The organism is Psychrobacillus sp. NPDC058041, assembly GCF_042885655.1.
In the GTDB taxonomy this organism is placed as follows: Bacteria; Bacillota; Bacilli; order Bacillales_A; family Planococcaceae; genus Psychrobacillus.
Map to the genome: position 1 here is coordinate 32,315 of NZ_JBHVRO010000017.1, position 16,400 is coordinate 48,714.

A 16,400-nucleotide genomic window follows, 5' to 3' on the forward strand; every position below is an offset into this window, starting at 1 on the left:
CACCCTTCACTCCAATCGATTAAGTAAGTAGTACATAGCAAGAAGAGTCATATAGACTTCGAATATTATCACCGGATTGCACCACTCAAACCATTTTTTGCACCACTGATATCATAAAATGTGCCACCAAAAACCATAAATTCCACCAGATCGATATGTGAACCTGACGGAATCATGAATTTCGTCAGGTTCTTTCTGCATGCTGGCTATTGTTAAATCAAAGTAATCTAAAAATAAATAAAGACATTTAATTATTTTGTATAAGTTTACTTTACTTTTATAAAAAATGAGTTTATAATTTGATTCAAGAGGTGATAGTCATGAAGAAAGATTTTGGTGATTCGATATCAAATAAGGTTTATGAATATCGTGTACTTGCCAGAATGTCTCAGCAAGAATTAGCAGAGAAAGTCGGGGTTTCCAAACAAACCATCTTTGTAATGGAAAAGGGAAATTATGTTCCGACTCTGCTGTTAGCTTTTCGAATTGCCGAATTTTTTAATATTGATGTAAACGATATTTTTACTTATGAGAAAGGAAATGATCAAAATGAAAATTAAGTCTATTTCAGATATCCCTAACGCAATTTTTAACCCTTTAAAGTCCTGGGCTGAACAATCTACAGGAAATTGGAATATTCTCGTTGGGGTTGGTTTTTTACTGTTCATGGGTAGTGCGATTTTTGCTTATGTATTTTATAAGAAGATTGGGCAAGACGACGAACGGACAAATAAAATCTTTTTGAAAAGCAGTTACTTTATGCTGTGGGCAATTATTCTATGTGACATAATTTTTCCTAAAGACTATATGTGGAACATTTTTTTCTTGTTCAAATATGCGCTAGCAATTTTAGCTGGTGGAATTTACATGGCTATCCAATATAAAAAGGATTTGTCGTAAGTAAAGGTCGAGGAGCGAGGATCAGCCATGGATGAAGGATTAGACAATGCTGATAAATATTAACTAAACGCTATGGAAATTGGTATTTACGATCGAGTATTATTCTAAAAGATGGCCCGATAGCCGGTGAACAGCACTTTATCAAAAATGAGCAACGAACTCTCACTTTAGTCTTTGATAATTCGGTTGATTTAGACACATTCGCTATGAAGCAACACTTCGGGAGAATAATCCACTCCGGTGACAAAGATATTCAGATTGGAAAACGCAAGTATCAGACTGCATGATTATAATCAACCGCTAAAGCTAGAATTTGATGATTTACCATTTTAAGAAGCCACCAATCACCGTGTTTGAATGATGATTGGTGGCTTTTTTATATGTGGTGTTGCAACTTATGATGTTCAGTGGTGCATTTCACGATATAAGTAGCGAAGTCGCGGACGAAATTGTATCTTCGTCCGCTTTTAAAAGAATAGGAAAGCATCTTATCTCTCATTATCCAAACCAAAAGCAATTTGCGGACAAACACCCACCACAAGATTACCGAAAAAGTCTCGTGAAGTGACGCTGTCACTTCACGAGCCAAATTACTACGATAATAGTGTAGCGGAGGTTTAGTCCAAAGCACTCTAGAAATAGAGAAGATAAGATGTACTTAAAAGACTTTCTCTTTTCTAAATTTTCTTGAGTTTTTCTGACGGGCATCGTATATTTAGAGAGTCGAAATAAAAGGAATGGAAGAGGAACCATATGATGCAGTGGCTACAAAACTGGAAAGCAAATATTACTTCATTTAATAAAAACATCCGCTTATTTATGCTCGCAAATGTTCTCATTCAAATTGGAATGGGCGTTTTTTCAGTTATGTATAATTTGTATATTAAAGAACTTGGATTTCCAGAAACGGTAAGTGGAAGCGTAATCTCTATGACGTCACTTGCTACTGCTATAATTTTAATACCTGCCGGGTTTTTAAGTGATCGATTTGGTCGGAAAGGTATGATTATTCTTGGAACGATTGTGACGGCCTTAACATTATTTTATCGAAGTGTAGAAGTAGGAGAAAACGCACTTATATATGCTGCTTTTTTTACAGGTCTTTTTATGGCACTGGTTCAAGTATCTGGTGTCCCATTTCTTGCTGAAAACTCGAACGCTAGTGAACGTATGCACTTGTTTAGTATTCATTTTTCTTTGATGACGATTGCAAGTGTCGTAGGGAGTTTAGGAGGAGGAGTGATTGCCGATGCCTTACATTTCTACGCAGATATGCCTGTACAAGAATCGATTAAGTGGGTTTTGATCTTTGGGGCTTTTATTTTCACTTTAGGTTTATTCCCTTTATTTCAATTAAAGCCCACAGTGAAAGTAGAGGAAATTACATCAGCTATAATAGGGAAAGAATTGCCAAGCAATTTCAAACGTAATATTACGGTTATTGTACTCTTTGGATTTGCTAATTTGCTTATTGGTACTGGTTCAGGTTTAGTCATACCTTATTTAAATTTATACTTTTCGAATCGGTTTGATGCTTCTAACTCTTACGTTGGTTTAATTTTATCTTTGGGATCTGGAATGACAGCAGTTGCAATGCTTATGGGGCCAGCACTCGTAAAAAAGGTTGGTCAAGTTCGCGCACTTGTTATTTTTCAACTTCTTTCGATTCCATTTTTATTTCTAACCGGTTATACCACTTCCCTCATTGTAGCTTCTATAGGATTTTTACTACGACAAGCATTAATGAATGCTGGGAACCCGATTCAAAGTGCCATTGCAATGGATCTAGTTCATGATAAGTATAAAGGACTTGCAAACTCGGTAAACCAAATGGTATTCAATTTAGGATGGGCTACAATGGGACCAGTATCGACAGGACTTGTGATGGCTTACGGATTTTATTGGGGATATGCGTATACGTTTACAATAACGGGGATTTTATATATTATTGCGTCCACTTATTTTTATATTTTATTTGGAAGGAAAAAGATAGGGACTGTATGAAGAAAGGGCAGGGTTTTTACCTTGAGCTCAGACTGTAGACTAACTCGAAAAAAATTGAGTTTGTCTACAGTCTTTTTCCTTTTATATAGAAAGTAAGAAAAATCGAGTTCGGAAAAAACATTCCTTCGAAGGGGCTAGCATCTATTTCATATGTTATGAAGAAGCTTGATAAATAAATATTTAATAGAACCCAATTCATATGAGAATTGGGGCTTTTTTGAAAGGTAATATATATGAAATTGATATACTAGTAATGGGGCTTGATCTTATTTGTTTTTACTTTTTCGGGAAATAGTATACAAGAATCAGTGGTAGATGATTAGAATTTGTGGAAACCGAAAAAATAGATAGCATCCATTGATAAAAAAGCGCTTAGCGGACGAAATTGTATCTTCGTCCGCTTTTAAAAGAATAGGCAAGGATTTATTCTCTCATTATCCAAATCAAATACATTATGTCTTTACATATTTCAAGAAGGCGACGGACAAACATCCGCTACAAGATTACCAAAAAAGTGGCTTAAGAAATGACACAGTCACTTCTCAAGCCACAAAAATTCCCCTGGTAATAGTGTATCCAATGTTCGTCCAAAGCACTCTGGAAATAGTAAAGACAAAATGCGCTTAATAGAAGCTTGCGTTTTTCTTAGTCATATACATGAAATAGCATCAATTCATGAATCATTTTTTTTACTGTTTCATCATCAGCAGGTGCTTCTCCAATCCACTTTATCGTGCCATCCGCTTCATATTCACCTGTATATCTAGTTTGTTTATAGAAGAATGAAAAGGACCAACCAGGTAATTGCTTATTTTCAAATAGAGGTTTAAAGCTAAAATGTTGTAACAAAATAATCAACCTTTCATGTGTCATAATTTGCTCGCATACATTAGTAGAAATGACTAGTGAAGGAGCATCCAATTGTTTGTTGAGAAGTTAGAAAAAGCGATTCAAAATGAATATGCTGATTATCATTACTACAAAGATATGTATAATTTAACGGACGATCCATACTGGCAAGGATTTATAGAGCATGTATATGAGGACGAGAAAAGCCATTATGAAATGTTTCAACAACTCTATTATATGCTGACCGGGACATTTGTTCAAAACTTTCAAAAGCGTACTCCTTGCCTAGACTTGAAAATTTGTGCCAAAGAGGCTGTTAGAGATGAATTGGAAGCAGCAGAATTGTACAAAGAAATGTTGCTTTTAATACCAGTTCAACAAGCATATGCACCACTATTTGTCGCAATGCATGATGAAACAGAGCATGCCATCCGATTTTCTATGATGTTTAATGCGTTATAAAATATTTTAGTGTTTGTCCTTCCTCTGCTATAATAAGTGTGAAGCTAGAGGAAAAAGGTGAAATAGATGGGGTTATTATGGACAATTGTGTTTATGGCAGTAGTCGGTGCAGCTATTGGTGCAGTTACCAATCATTTAGCAATACAAATGCTTTTTAGACCACATGAAGCAAAATATATTGGATCTTGGAGAATTCCGTTCACACCCGGGTTAATTCCCAAAAGGCGTGATGAACTTGCCAAACAATTAGGAAACACAGTGATAAATCACTTATTAACTCCTGACATATTTAAAAGAAAATATTTTAATGAAGAAATGCAAGATAAAGCGACAAAATTAATCGTTCGTCAATTAAACGAAAAAGTTCTACTTTCTGATAAAACAATTGAAGACTGGCTGAAGCTTGGTGGAATTGAAAACGTATCAACAATTGCAAATAAAAAAATCAGCGAGCAAGTGGACATTCAGTTCGAGCAGTTAAAAAGCCGTTTTGAACATGAAACAATTCGTCAACTAGCTCCGTTAGATTGGCAACAAAAAGCAGAAAGCAAAGTTGGAGAAATAGTCACCTATATTCTTGGAAAAGGGGAAGACTTTTTTCTGTCCGAAGAAGGAAAAATGACGATAAAAAATTTAATTGATGATTTTCTTTCTACTAAAGGAACGCTGGGTAGTATGATTCAAATGTTCGTTGGGGAATCCTCCTCTCTTGCTGGAAAAGTACAGCCGGAAATTATAAAATTTTTAAAAGCACCAGGGACTAAAGGTATGTTAGAAAATATAGTCCGAAATGAATGGGAAAAGCTAAAAGATAGACAGATTGTGGAAATTATGGACGGGTTTGATTTTGAACCAGTGATTACAAATGTGAAGGCATATTTGACAAAACAATTAGCAGTTGAAGAACGATTAAGTCATAGTTTAGTTCACTATTTTCCAGAAGTAACAGATTGGACGCAAACAATACTTGTACCAAAACTAACTTCATTAGCATTTTTAGAAGCGGAAGCAAAGCTAGAAGAAGTATTGCATAAAATGAAATTAGAAGATATGGTAAAAGAACAAGTCGATTCTTTTCCAGTTGCACGTTTAGAAGAGATTGTACTTGGTATTTCGAAACGAGAATTTAAAATGATAACTGTTTTAGGTGGAGTTCTCGGAGGTCTCATAGGGATTATCCAAGGATTAATCGTCTTTATTACAGGCTAAAAAAAGGAGCTAATTATAATGATCAATATTTATGATGATATTAATAAGTTAGAAGCAACACTACGTCAAACGAATGAATTTTCTCAAGTAAAGGCAGCTGTTGAATCTGTAAAGGCTGATGAAGAGGCATTAGCATTATTCCAAAGCTTCCGTAAAATTCAATTATCCCTTCAAGAAAAGCAGATGAAGGGCGAGGAAATTTCCGGTGAAGAAATAGAATATGCACAAAAAACTGCTCAGCTAGCTCAAGCAAACGAGAAAATTTTCCACATGCTTCAAGCCGAAATGGCATTAAGTCAAATAATTGAAGAAGTAAATCGTGTGTTAATCAAACCCGTGCAAGACTTATATGAAGGCATTTAAATAATGAAGTATCTCCCACATATGATTGTGGGGGATTTTTTTGTATTTAGCAGGAAAATTGTAAAAGTTGACGAATACATAAAGAATGAACATTCATTCACTTGGAAAGGAGAATAGATATGTATAAATCATTATTGTTAGAAAAAGAAGGTCGTATGACAACTTTAACTCTAAATCGTCCAGAGGCAATGAATTCGATGAACGAAGTGATGATGAAAGAACTTGCGGATTGTTTGGAATCTATTAAAAATGATACTTCCGTTCAGGTTCTATTAATAAAAGGAGAAGGAAGAGCATTCTCTGCAGGTGGAGATATTAAAGCAATGTTAGATTCCGAGAATCCATTCAATATGAATGAAGTCATGGTAGAACTTGCTCGAATTGCAAAGACATTGTATACCCTTCCACAAATTACGATCGCTTTTGTTCACGGAGCAGCGGCAGGTCTTGGACTTAGTATTGTACTTGGATGCGATGTAATTGTTGCAGAAGAAAGTAGCAAACTAGCAATGAACTTTATTGGCATCGGACTTATTCCTGATGGAGGAGGTCATTTCTTCTTGAAGGAAAGAATAGGGATATCAAAAGCAAAACAGTTAATATGGGAAGGGGAAATATTTAAAGGATTAGAAGCAAAAGAAATAGGGTTAGTAGATATAATCGCAACGGATGGTTTAGGTTGGTCTACCGCGTTGTCTTATGCACAAAGACTATTTGAATCACCTATTTCTGCAATGATTGCTTCAAAAGAGATTCTGCATGCAAATCAAGTAAAAGAACTGGAATTGATATTAGAAAAAGAAGCAGTTAAACAAACAGCAATGCGTAATACAATAGATCATATAGAAGGAATAAATGCCTTTGTTGAAAAACGTAAACCTGAGTTTAGAGGAGAGTAAAAAAATTGGGGAGATCAATGCTTTTTGATCTCTTTTTTTATTGTTGATTGGGATAGATCAGAGATTATGATTATTCCAACTAAAATCATTCCCAAGAAAAACATCTTAAAAAAGGACTAAAACCAATTCAATTTTAGTCCTTTTACTGTTCAAACGTGAAATAAAACTAGCTTTCCTGCACTATTTACTAAGCGATGCGTTGTTTCAAGCAGACCTTTTTCTTCGATAGCTGCTTCGCCTTTTTTCTTTGCCTCGTCGTCATTTTCAAATGACCAAGTCTCTTCCACAATAAGCTTTCCGGTTGGTTCAAATGCAGTAAATTTATATGTTTTCAAGAAATAACACCCCTTTATTATTCTTATCTATATTATACATAAAATAAGCCAAAAGAAAATGTAACTTAAGCTTGATGTATTAGCTTTTTGTAAAGTACACTTTACGTAAAGTGTACTTTACAAAAAGGAATGATAAGGGATGAAAAACTTTGTTCGTGAGAAGAGAATAGATTTAGGAATGACCCAAGACGAACTATCAGAGAAGCTTGATGTATCTAGACAAACAATTATTTCATTGGAAAAAGGAAAATATAACCCATCGATCACTTTGGCTTTTAAACTTTCAAGACTGTTCCAATGTTCGATAGAAGAATTATTTATATTTGAGGAGGATAAAAAGGATGCATGAAGAATTTGATTTGTTTTCATTTTTAATTGATTTGCCTCTTGCTATTATTATCATGATTATCGTCTTCACGATAAATCGAAGAATTGGTAAGAAAAAACGTTGGTTTGATGAGCGTTATACTAAGATAAATGAAAAAGCACGATCTATTTCTTGGATTTCTACTACATTTGCTATTCTAATCGCGTGGATGATTATCATTGCAATGGAAGGACCTGGACTTTCATTTTTTATTTTGATGGGGATTTGGCTTGTTCATATGATTTCTTACACAATAGGGGCAATTATTGCTAATCAAGAAAACTAAGTTAGGGGTTATATATTGTGAAAAATAATACAAAATGGGCATTGATAGCTTCCATAAGTACGCTAACTGTAATTCCCTTAATATTTTTCATTATTTCATTGCTTACAGGTCAATGGAAATATCTAATATTTAGTTTACCTCCTTCATTCACCGCAGGATCTACGGGGTTATTTTTGGTTAGGCAAATAAAAAAAGAAAAAGAGTACTAAAATGATTTGCTGAAAGTTAGCAAAAAGTAATGGTATTATAGCGACGTTTTAATCAAAAATTATATATAACTGAGTTAATTTCATAAATAGCATTTAATTATTAAAACATGAACAATACTAAATTTATTGATTGGAGCGACAGGCGGCGACTCCAGCGGGATGAGTGAGACAGATGAGCCATTACAAACGACGCGAATCCGGCGGTGATGGCTCATCGCTCACCCCGCGGAAAGCGTCCGCCTATAGCGAAAACCATGCTGATTTATGAAGAGAATATAATGGCGCTTGCGGTTTTCTTAAAAAGATTGTGCACATTCATTTGTCTACAGTCTTTTCTTTATGATAAAATAAGAACAAATATTCGTTTTTTGTTAGGGGTGTATTGAATGACAGGGATTCGTTTTCTTCATGTTGCAGATTTGCATTTGGATAGTCCATTTAAAGGGATTTCCGCTATTCCACAAAATAGTTGGAGAGATATACGTGAAAGTACATTCCAAGCTTTTACAAATGTAATACACTATGCGCTTGATAGTAAACCTGATTTCATCTTGATTGTTGGTGATATTTATGATGGAGAGAATAGGAGCTTGCGCGCCCAGCATTTATTTCAAAAAGGGATGGAAGCGTTACAAACAGAGGGAATTCCTGTTTTTATATGTTACGGAAACCATGACCACTTAAGTGGAAATTGGGTGAGATTTCAGCTTCCTGAAAATGTACAGGTTTTTGGTGAGGACGTGGAAACGAAGACTCTAGAAGTGAACGGGAAAAAAGTACATATAACTGGATTCAGTTATAAAGAAAGACATATTCGTGAAGCAAAGCATGTTTATTATCCAGTGGCAGATGAACAAGATTTTCATGTTGGCATGTTACATGGTAGTGTCGAAGGAAATAACGAACATGATGTTTATGCACCTTTTCGTAAAAATGATCTGTTATCGAAACAATATGATTATTGGGCACTAGGGCATATTCATAAACGTCAAATGCTACACGATGATCCTCCCATTGTTTACTCCGGAAATACACAGAGTAGACATAGAAAGGAAAAGGGGATGAAAGGATTTTACGAAGTATCCTTAACAAAAGGACAAGCAAATCTTCAGTTTATACCTTCTTCTGCTTTTATTTACGATGAAATGGAAATTTCCTGCGATGAAATAATCCATGCAAATGAATTAATTGCTCGAATAGAGGAAGCCCTGATAACGTACAGCGAATCTTATGGAAATGCAATAATAGAACTGACGCTCACGAATATAGGAAAAGATACGGAAGAACTATTGCAATCGTCGACAATGGAAGAGTGGCTCTCGATTATTCAAGAGAGTATCCGTATAGAAAATCATTTTATCATCGTACAAAAGCTAAAATTTGAATTGCCACAAGAAGCATTAAATGAAGCAACAATGATTGTACAAATGATACAAGAGTGGAATACATCAGATTGGAAGCATGCATTAAAGGAGCTATATCAACATCCAAAAGGAAGTAGATACCTAGATCCAATCGAAAAAGAATTCACAGAAGAAACGTTAATAGAAGTGGAACAGTTACTGACCAAAGTTGTTGCAAAAAGGAGAGAATAAAAGATGAGAATAGAAAAACTCCATATATACGGCTTTGGGAAACATGAAAACGTCCAAATAGATTTAGCATTAGGAATGAACGTCTTTTATGGTGAAAATGAAGCAGGTAAATCTACTATTCAGCAATTTATTTTGCATATCCTTTTTGGTTTTCCACAAAAAAATGCACAATTATTAAGATATGAGCCTAAAAGTGGTGCTTCGTATGGTGGAAGAATCCAACTAATAGATAAGCAATTCGGACGAGTTGTAATTGAGCGTGTGAAAGGTAAAGCGAGTGGCGATGTGGCTTTATATTTTGAAGATGGAACACGTGGAGGGGAAAGAGAGTTAGAAAGTTTATTACATTCCTATAAACGTACAGATTTCGAAGCTATTTTTTCTTTTTCATTGCTTCAACTGCAAGGATTTGAAAAAATGACAGAGGAAGAACTTACTCGTACTTTGCTGTCTTCTGGAACAACAGGCATGGATACTTTATCCAATGTCGAAGCCCAATTTGTAAAAGAAATGGGAGAGCTTTTTAAACCTAGTGGGAAAAAACCAATCATTAATCAAAAAATAGAGGAAATTAAAGCATTAGAAGATGAATGGAAGTCGCATTTAGAGGAAGTGAACAAATATGAAACTTCTACTAAAAGAATTAAAGAAATCGATTTACTCTTGGATAAATCGAACAAGCAAGAAAATCTTATCACTGCGAAATTGCAGAGATTTATGCAGTGGAAGCAATTAAAACCAATCAAAGAAAAGCAAATAGAAATAAGGACAGCTTTAGAGAGAGTTCAACATCAAACCTTTCCAACAGATGGAATTCGTCGATTTGAAAGTATAAAAGATAAAGAAATGAATGTAAAAATTTCGACAGAACAATTGAGTGAAAATCTAAAAAAATTGACGAATAGTAGTTCGGTAATGTCATTGGATCAATTAGATTCTATACAAACCTTCTTAACATACGAAACAGAATGGCATCAATTGAAAGCAAATAGAGTACAATTAGAAGAAGAACATACGAAAACATTGCAAAACCAAATGCAACAATTAGCACTCATTGGAATTGACTGGGAAAAGAATCTAAATGATATTGTTAGCGCTGATATATCCCTTCACCAAGAAGAAAAGCTAGTGTCGCTATTAAAAAAGCGGGAACAGTTAGAAAGTGAATTACAACAAGAAAAACGATTATTTCAAATGAAATCAGAAGATCTTCGCTTGCACTCGGCGCGTTTGAAAGAATTGAAACATACTAAATCTTCTTCAACGGAGAAAAATATTCTTAATTTCAACAACTTTATTTTTAGTGGAATCATTTTTCTTTTAGGCCTTATCCTAAGTTTTCTGCAATCTAATTGGCTAATCGGGCTAACTTTCCTAATAGTAAGTGTTATTGTCTTCATCGGTTTTCAAAGACTGTCACAACAGCCTAGTGATACAATAACATACGAAAATTTATTGAAAAAAGAAGAGCAAACCTTACTAACCCAAATTAGTCAGTTGGAGAATACAATTCAGGAGTTAGAAAAGGAAAATCAAGAAATTGAACAAGAAATGCAATCATTTTTAAAAAGGTATCATTTAAATAATCAGGTTTCACCAAATTTATTGAAAGAGTTATTTAATCGACTACGTATTATTCAAGAGCAACAAATACAATTAGATCAAATGGAAAAAAAATTATATGGTGTAAGAAATAGAATGCAAGAACTTTTTCTGCAGGCAAAGAATATTGTCAATATTTCTTTGATCGAGGATATGCTTTTCCACCAACTTAGAGATTACTATTTAAGTGAAAAGAAAAAGTTGGATGAAAATGAGTCAATGCTCAATAAAATAAGACAAATTACATTAAAACAAGAAGAGAATAATTCTTTGCTTCATGCATATGCCCAAAATATTCAAGAACTTTTCCAAGAAGCGAAAATAGAAACAGAACAGGATTTTTACACTGCGTATAATCTTTTCGAACAAAAACTTTCTTTAGAAAATGAATACAAGCAGATGCAAATTCAACTTGGAGATAATGGGGTAGTTTTAGAAGAGTTTAACGCAACATTTGAAAGTGAGAGTAAAAAACAGTTAGACGAGCTTAAAAATATTCGCAATGAATTAGTGGAAGAAAAAGCATCTTTACAATACAAAACAAATAAACTATTAGTAGAAGATCACCAAAGTGAGATTCTACAAAAGAAGGAGCAGAAAAAAGCGGAACTTCAAGAATACGTAAAAAGATGGGCTGCCTATAAATCAGTCGTAGAAGCTATAAAACAAATGATGGTGCAATTAAAAGAAGAGCGCCTTCCGGAAGTCCTTGAAAAAGCACAAGATTATTTTAAGTTGCTGACGGGGGGGGCATATGAACGACTAGTATTAACGCCAGATGGAAGCTTTGAAGCAATAAAAGCTAACGGACAGCGTTTTATGATTATGGAGCTCAGTCAAGCTACAAAAGAGCAAGCATATATCTCTCTTCGTATTGCACTTGCACAATCATTAAAAAATACAGCTCCTTTTCCAATAATTATGGATGATCCATTTGTACATTTCGATCGTTTCCGTTTACAACAAGTGGTACAATTAATGCAGGAGCTACAAAAAGAACAACAACTACTGTATTTTTCATGTCATGACAATATGCAATATGTATGGAAAGAAGCGCATGTTGTACAAGTAGCGACATATAAGCCGGAAGTGGAGGAGATGTGAAATGAAAGGCATTACACAACTGCGAGTAGGGGATCCAGTAGATCAATTCTTACTAATTAAACAATCAACAAAGGGTATTACTACGGTTGGGAAACCGTTTATGTCTCTTGTATTACAAGATAAAAGCGGCGATATTGAAGCAAAATTGTGGGATACAAATGATGAACATGAAAAATTATTTGCCGCAAGTCAAATCGTTCGGGTTGGTGGAGAAATTCAAGATTATCGTGGGAAGTTTCAGCTTCGAGTGAAAAGTATTCGACCAGCCAAGTCGGATGAATCGATATCCATTAATGATCTTGTTCCTTCTGCTGAGAAGTCGAAAGAAGAATTGATGGAAGAGCTAATGCAATTTTTCTTTGAAATGAAAAATCCGTTAATACAACGGATTACCCGTCACTTATTGAAAAAACACCAAACGGCATTTATGACTTTTCCGGCTGCAACAAAAAATCATCATGATTATGCATCAGGACTAATCGACCATGTTGTTTCTATGTTGAAGCTTGGAAAGGCGTTATGTGATCTTTATCCAACGCTCAATAAAGACCTATTATTTGCCGGAATTATATTGCATGATATAGGAAAGGTACTAGAACTTTCTGGACCTGTAGCTACAACGTATACAATTGAAGGTAACTTACTTGGTCATATTACGATAATGGTAAATGAAATTTCAAAGGCAGCGGATGAACTTCAAATTGAAGGAGAAGAGGTTATGCTTCTTCAACATATGGTGCTTAGTCATCATGGAAAAGAAGAGTGGGGTAGTCCAAAACGTCCGATGGTTAGAGAAGCAGAAATCTTGCATTATATTGATAATATCGATGCTAAAATGAACATGCTGAATCGTGCATTAGATAAGACGAATCCTGGTGAGTTTTCAGAGCGTTTATTCCCGCTAGAAAACCGTTCTTTCTACAAACCAACATTTGAATAACAAAAGAAAAAAGCGTAAAGGTGTATGCCCTTTACGCTTTTTTCTATTTAGAATACAATAGTTCAACAAGTAAGTGTTACCATATTAAGAATACGACGTCACAACTTGCCATATGTGCTTTTGTAAAGCTTATTTTGAACTTTCAGTAGTACCAGCGTCCGCTTCTTTTGGTGTATCTGCTGATTTTAAAATGCTGTCAAGAGCAGTTTTTAAGTCTGCATCTTTAATCTTGATATCAGCATCTTTCATCAATTTGGCAACTTTAGGTAATAGAGTTGTTTTATCAGCTTTTTCAAGTTTTAATTGTTTCTCAAGTTCAGGTTTTTTTTCTTCAAATGATTCTTTAATCGTACGTTTATCTGTTACTTCAATAATGTGATATCCAAAATCTGTTTTTACTGGATCACTAATCACATTTTTCTCTAATTTAAATGCTACATCTTCGAAAGCTGGAACCATTTGGCCTTTACCAAACCAACCTAATTCTCCACCAGTCGTTTGAGCTGCTTCTTCCGTAGAATATTTTTTTGCAACTTCAGCAAAGTCTTTACCTGACTCAAGTTCAGCTTTTACTTTTTTAGCAGTTGCTTCATCCTTTACTAAAACGTGACGAGCATTTATTTCATTTTTAATATTATCGTATGCAGTTTTAACTTCCTCTTCTGATACTTTAATATCTTCAGTTAAAGCTTTCTCTTGCAATAAGTTAAGTTTTAAATATTTTTTATAAGAATCTTCTGTATAGCCTTGTTGTGCAAGCATTGCTTCGAAGTTATCGCCTAATTTTTCTTTATCGGCCTTGAATTCAGCGTCTACCTCTTCTTTTGTTACTTTATACTTTGAGTCAAGTACTTTTTCGACCATTAGAAGTTGAAATGCTTGATCACCAATAGATGATTTCATTTCTTGATACAAGTCATTTTGAGTAATATCTCCTACTTTTGATGTAGCAATTACTTCACTGCTAGTTGCCGAATTACTACATGCTCCTAAGGCAAGAACAGATGCTGCAAGTGTGAATGTTAATACTGTTTTTTTCATGAAATTCTCTCCTAACTTCTTCGTGCTGCAGTAGTTACTATAACATAAACGAAATAAAAATAAAAATGGTTCCCTTTCATTTGCCTACCGTGTATTTAAAATATCGCATAGGATACATTGAAAAGGAGGTGTTTTAAATGGGTGGTGCATATGGCGGCGGTTATGGTAGTGGTTCAGGTTTTGCATTGATCGTTGTTCTATTTATTTTATTAATCATTGTAGGGGCAGCGTTTATCTACTAATGAAAGGATGAACTAAGATCGTACACTCGATCTTGGTTCTTCTTTTCATCATCTTGTATATAAAAAGAAATGACCCATCATTCTATAAATGAATTGGGTCAATTTTTTTCTCATATACAAATAAAAAACTTAACCATTTCTACATTGTAAATGACCAGACTAGATAGCCTGCCGCTTTTTCTTAAACTGTATAAACTAATTCCACGTAAAAACTAACTAGAAGTATCGTAATTAATATGTTAATTGTACGAAAAATCTTTGGATGTTTTTCTTCTGGAATTTCTTTTGACACTACTAATGCATAGGTCATTCGATTAATTTGTAGCAAATAAAATGCTGAGAATAGAATTAACGTAAATATAATCATATCTAGACTCCCTTCATATACTAGTAAGCATATCAAAGAAGGAACATAGTTTACAAGTAGTATATATTGTTAAGGATGAGTTGGTGCGATTAATATTTCATAACCGGCATCGGTTTCTTCAATAAGCGCTTGTTTTGGTGATTTACTTAAATTTTTTACATAAATTAAATCTATTAAACAAATTCCGCAATGATAAGCTAACAAGATTGTAAAGTAATGAGCAAATATAGGCACTAATATAGCAGCTGTAATGAGCGCTATATTAATAAAGATAAATGGAGCTAATAACGAAAAAATAAATCTATTTTTATTAATTGGTTCAAAAACACGTAATGAAACGGTAGGTAAAATGCCATATTTTTTCTCAATAATTAATCTTACTTTATCTCGATTACGAAAAAGTGGAATAAAGTGCAGTAATTTATGAAGTGGATAAATACATAAAAATGATAAAATAAATACCCAAAAATAATCGTCAGATTTAGTTGTATCATTAATAATTCCTAATAGAACATATACGAATGAAAAAACGATAATTACAAGAAGTGAAGACAAAAGAAATAATCTGTCCAAACCATATTGTTTTTTCACATTAATTGTTTTCCAGCAGTGCAAGTGTAAGCATCTCCTATACGTTGTTGGATATCTATCAGATACAATACGATGTTTACCAACAAAAAGCAATACATAAAATATTAAAATTTATATAGCGCTTTCATTTATTGCGATTCCTCGATTTTTGTAAAAGAATCATCTATATTTTTAATGGACCGTTCAAATATTTCCATAAAGTCATCTCCATAAATATTTCGTATAACAGCCATCACATCTAAAAATTCTGGAAATTTCCCGTACAGCTCTTTCATAGGAACAGAACCATCAATTACAGAATGAGGGGTGTCGTGATAATTTTCATACATTTCTTCTAACAGCGTTTTGCCTTGAGATGTAACATTTACGTATGTGTTACGCTTATCATTATCTCTCTTAGAAAAAGAAAGAAAACCACGTTCCTCTAGTTTTTTTGAAAAGTTAAATGCAGTAGAAACATGCATAACTCCAAACTTTGCTATTTCAGAAATAGTTGCACCATCTAAATGATAAGAAATCCATAAAATATGATGTTCATTAATATTCAAGTCATAAGGTTTTATCCATACTTGCCAATCCTTTTCTACTGCTTTCCAAAGTGCTTTGGATAGTTGCGCAATCCGCTGACTATAGAGCATGGCTTCTTTCATTGTATAAAGTTGTTCAGGCACTTTTTTCCCTTCCTTCTGTCATGTTTTCTTTCGAATATTATAGCAAGAAAGCAAGTAAGTTGAAATACATAAAAAATGTTATTATTTTGAAAATAAAAAAAGTAGGTATGCATTTAGTCGAAATTGGCCAAGTGCAAGATAAGAAAGTATATGGATTATCGTCCTGCAAAACCAGTGTTCATATTACTTTAAAGAACTAGATAATACCACGGATTTCCGTTTCAGGTGGACGCGTTCCGCGGGGTGAGCGATGAGCCATCACCGCCGCTACGCGTTCGTTGTGATGGCTCATCTGTCTCACAGAGGAACAAAGGCTAAGAGCGCCACATCGTGTGGCAACGCCTTCGTGACCAACATCCTGTTG

General features: G+C 34.2%; 20 protein-coding genes. 14 read left to right on the plus strand and 6 right to left on the minus strand.

The features are described from left to right. Positions 1-320: 320 nt before the first annotated feature. From ACFVR1_RS18675 to ACFVR1_RS18685, 3 genes are all read left to right on the plus strand, one after another. Positions 321-560 (plus strand): helix-turn-helix transcriptional regulator, encoded by a 240-nt coding sequence (locus ACFVR1_RS18675; RefSeq protein ID WP_387586170.1) that lies wholly within the window; start codon positions 321-323, stop codon positions 558-560. Continuing rightward, positions 550-900, plus strand: a complete 351-nt coding sequence (locus ACFVR1_RS18680; protein WP_387586172.1) for a DUF2178 domain-containing protein — start codon at positions 550-552, stop codon at positions 898-900. The genes ACFVR1_RS18675 and ACFVR1_RS18680 overlap by 11 nt, the downstream gene beginning before the upstream one ends. 753 nt (positions 901-1,653) lie before the next feature. Then, positions 1,654-2,904: an MFS transporter gene (locus ACFVR1_RS18685; protein WP_387586173.1), complete on the plus strand. Its 1,251-nt coding sequence runs from the start codon at positions 1,654-1,656 to the stop codon at positions 2,902-2,904. 645 nt (positions 2,905-3,549) lie between these two features. Here ACFVR1_RS18685 and ACFVR1_RS18690 read toward each other — a convergent pair. After that, positions 3,550-3,753, minus strand: coding sequence for a YheE family protein (locus ACFVR1_RS18690; protein ID WP_387586175.1), 204 nt, complete (start codon positions 3,751-3,753; stop codon positions 3,550-3,552). A gap of 72 nt (positions 3,754-3,825) precedes the next feature. Here ACFVR1_RS18690 and ACFVR1_RS18695 point away from each other — a divergent pair, with 72 nt between their 5' ends. The 4 genes from ACFVR1_RS18695 to ACFVR1_RS18710 all read left to right on the plus strand — a co-directional run bounded on the left by ACFVR1_RS18695 (position 3,826) and on the right by ACFVR1_RS18710 (position 6,686). Further along, complete coding sequence (locus tag ACFVR1_RS18695; protein ID WP_387586177.1) at positions 3,826-4,215, plus strand: ferritin-like domain-containing protein; 390 nt, start codon at positions 3,826-3,828, stop codon at positions 4,213-4,215. Positions 4,216-4,281: 66 nt separating this feature from the next. Further along, entirely contained in the window at positions 4,282-5,424 is a 1,143-nt protein-coding gene (locus ACFVR1_RS18700) for a DUF445 domain-containing protein (protein ID WP_387586178.1), read from the plus strand. Positions 5,425-5,442: 18 nt separating this feature from the next. Then, a complete protein-coding gene (locus ACFVR1_RS18705) occupies positions 5,443-5,787 on the plus strand; it encodes a YlbF family regulator (RefSeq protein ID WP_387586180.1) in 345 nt (114 codons plus the stop codon). 119 nt (positions 5,788-5,906) lie between these two features. Further along, positions 5,907-6,686: an enoyl-CoA hydratase gene (locus ACFVR1_RS18710; protein ID WP_387586182.1), complete on the plus strand. Its 780-nt coding sequence runs from the start codon at positions 5,907-5,909 to the stop codon at positions 6,684-6,686. Between the two features lie 149 nt (positions 6,687-6,835). On the opposite strand, the gene ACFVR1_RS18715 is transcribed toward ACFVR1_RS18710, so the two are convergent. After that, positions 6,836-7,021, minus strand: a complete 186-nt coding sequence (locus tag ACFVR1_RS18715) for a YhzD family protein (RefSeq protein ID WP_387586184.1) — start codon at positions 7,019-7,021, stop codon at positions 6,836-6,838. Positions 7,022-7,160: 139 nt separating this feature from the next. Between ACFVR1_RS18715 and ACFVR1_RS18720 the strand changes: the two genes are divergently transcribed. From ACFVR1_RS18720 to yhaM, 6 genes are all read left to right on the plus strand, one after another. Beyond that, on the plus strand, positions 7,161-7,370 hold the full coding sequence (locus ACFVR1_RS18720) for a helix-turn-helix transcriptional regulator (protein ID WP_387586186.1): 210 nt from the start codon (positions 7,161-7,163) through the stop codon (positions 7,368-7,370). Further along, the gene (locus ACFVR1_RS18725) at positions 7,363-7,674 is read left to right on the plus strand and encodes a DUF2178 domain-containing protein (RefSeq protein ID WP_387586188.1); all 312 of its coding nucleotides are present in this window, start codon (positions 7,363-7,365) and stop codon (positions 7,672-7,674) included. Before ACFVR1_RS18720 ends, ACFVR1_RS18725 begins: the two co-directional genes overlap by 8 nt. Positions 7,675-7,691: 17 nt before the next feature. Beyond that, positions 7,692-7,883: a hypothetical protein gene (locus tag ACFVR1_RS18730; protein WP_387586190.1), complete on the plus strand. Its 192-nt coding sequence runs from the start codon at positions 7,692-7,694 to the stop codon at positions 7,881-7,883. Positions 7,884-8,269: 386 nt separating this feature from the next. After that, positions 8,270-9,478 carry a metallophosphoesterase family protein gene (locus tag ACFVR1_RS18735; RefSeq protein ID WP_387586192.1) on the plus strand — a complete coding sequence of 403 codons (1,209 nt, stop codon included), beginning with the start codon at positions 8,270-8,272 and terminating at the stop codon, positions 9,476-9,478. Between the two features lie 3 nt (positions 9,479-9,481). Then, a complete protein-coding gene (locus tag ACFVR1_RS18740) occupies positions 9,482-12,184 on the plus strand; it encodes an ATP-binding protein (RefSeq protein ID WP_387586193.1) in 2,703 nt (900 codons plus the stop codon). Position 12,185: 1 nt separating this feature from the next. Then, positions 12,186-13,124, plus strand: coding sequence for a 3'-5' exoribonuclease YhaM (yhaM, locus tag ACFVR1_RS18745; RefSeq protein WP_387586195.1), 939 nt, complete (start codon positions 12,186-12,188; stop codon positions 13,122-13,124). 129 nt (positions 13,125-13,253) lie between these two features. Here yhaM and ACFVR1_RS18750 read toward each other — a convergent pair whose 3' ends face one another. Beyond that, positions 13,254-14,165, minus strand: coding sequence for a peptidylprolyl isomerase (locus tag ACFVR1_RS18750; RefSeq protein ID WP_387586197.1), 912 nt, complete (start codon positions 14,163-14,165; stop codon positions 13,254-13,256). Between the two features lie 137 nt (positions 14,166-14,302). Here ACFVR1_RS18750 and ACFVR1_RS18755 point away from each other — a divergent pair, with 137 nt between their 5' ends. After that, positions 14,303-14,407, plus strand: a complete 105-nt coding sequence (locus ACFVR1_RS18755; RefSeq protein WP_387586199.1) for a YjcZ family sporulation protein — start codon at positions 14,303-14,305, stop codon at positions 14,405-14,407. A 181-nt stretch (positions 14,408-14,588) separates the two neighbouring features. Here the strand turns inward: ACFVR1_RS18755 and ACFVR1_RS18760 are convergent, their stop codons facing one another. The 3 genes from ACFVR1_RS18760 to ACFVR1_RS18770 form a co-directional block, all read right to left on the minus strand. After that, entirely contained in the window at positions 14,589-14,774 is a 186-nt protein-coding gene (locus ACFVR1_RS18760; RefSeq protein WP_387586201.1) for a hypothetical protein, read from the minus strand. Positions 14,775-14,843: 69 nt separating this feature from the next. Then, positions 14,844-15,389, minus strand: coding sequence for a DUF3267 domain-containing protein (locus tag ACFVR1_RS18765; protein WP_387586203.1), 546 nt, complete (start codon positions 15,387-15,389; stop codon positions 14,844-14,846). Positions 15,390-15,493: 104 nt separating this feature from the next. Beyond that, positions 15,494-16,036, minus strand: coding sequence for an HTH-type transcriptional regulator Hpr (locus ACFVR1_RS18770; protein ID WP_387586205.1), 543 nt, complete (start codon positions 16,034-16,036; stop codon positions 15,494-15,496). Positions 16,037-16,400: the final 364 nt, after the last annotated feature.

Excerpts from the sequence above, each read along its gene's own strand:
- ACFVR1_RS18700 (WP_387586178.1), top strand. The coding sequence starts at position 4,282 with ATGGGGTTATTATGGACAATTGTGTTTATGGCAGTAGTCGGTGCAGCT.
- ACFVR1_RS18760 (WP_387586201.1), bottom strand. The coding sequence starts at position 14,774 with ATGATTATATTTACGTTAATTCTATTCTCAGCATTTTATTTGCTACAA.
- yhaM (WP_387586195.1), top strand. The coding sequence starts at position 12,186 with ATGAAAGGCATTACACAACTGCGAGTAGGGGATCCAGTAGATCAATTC.
- ACFVR1_RS18680 (WP_387586172.1), top strand. The coding sequence starts at position 550 with ATGAAAATTAAGTCTATTTCAGATATCCCTAACGCAATTTTTAACCCT.
- ACFVR1_RS18740 (WP_387586193.1), top strand. The coding sequence starts at position 9,482 with ATGAGAATAGAAAAACTCCATATATACGGCTTTGGGAAACATGAAAAC.
- ACFVR1_RS18685 (WP_387586173.1), top strand. The coding sequence starts at position 1,654 with ATGATGCAGTGGCTACAAAACTGGAAAGCAAATATTACTTCATTTAAT.
- ACFVR1_RS18675 (WP_387586170.1), top strand. The coding sequence starts at position 321 with ATGAAGAAAGATTTTGGTGATTCGATATCAAATAAGGTTTATGAATAT.
- ACFVR1_RS18705 (WP_387586180.1), top strand. The coding sequence starts at position 5,443 with ATGATCAATATTTATGATGATATTAATAAGTTAGAAGCAACACTACGT.
- ACFVR1_RS18755 (WP_387586199.1), top strand. The coding sequence starts at position 14,303 with ATGGGTGGTGCATATGGCGGCGGTTATGGTAGTGGTTCAGGTTTTGCA.
- ACFVR1_RS18720 (WP_387586186.1), top strand. The coding sequence starts at position 7,161 with ATGAAAAACTTTGTTCGTGAGAAGAGAATAGATTTAGGAATGACCCAA.
- ACFVR1_RS18735 (WP_387586192.1), top strand. The coding sequence starts at position 8,270 with ATGACAGGGATTCGTTTTCTTCATGTTGCAGATTTGCATTTGGATAGT.
- ACFVR1_RS18750 (WP_387586197.1), bottom strand. The coding sequence starts at position 14,165 with ATGAAAAAAACAGTATTAACATTCACACTTGCAGCATCTGTTCTTGCC.
- ACFVR1_RS18710 (WP_387586182.1), top strand. The coding sequence starts at position 5,907 with ATGTATAAATCATTATTGTTAGAAAAAGAAGGTCGTATGACAACTTTA.
- ACFVR1_RS18725 (WP_387586188.1), top strand. The coding sequence starts at position 7,363 with ATGCATGAAGAATTTGATTTGTTTTCATTTTTAATTGATTTGCCTCTT.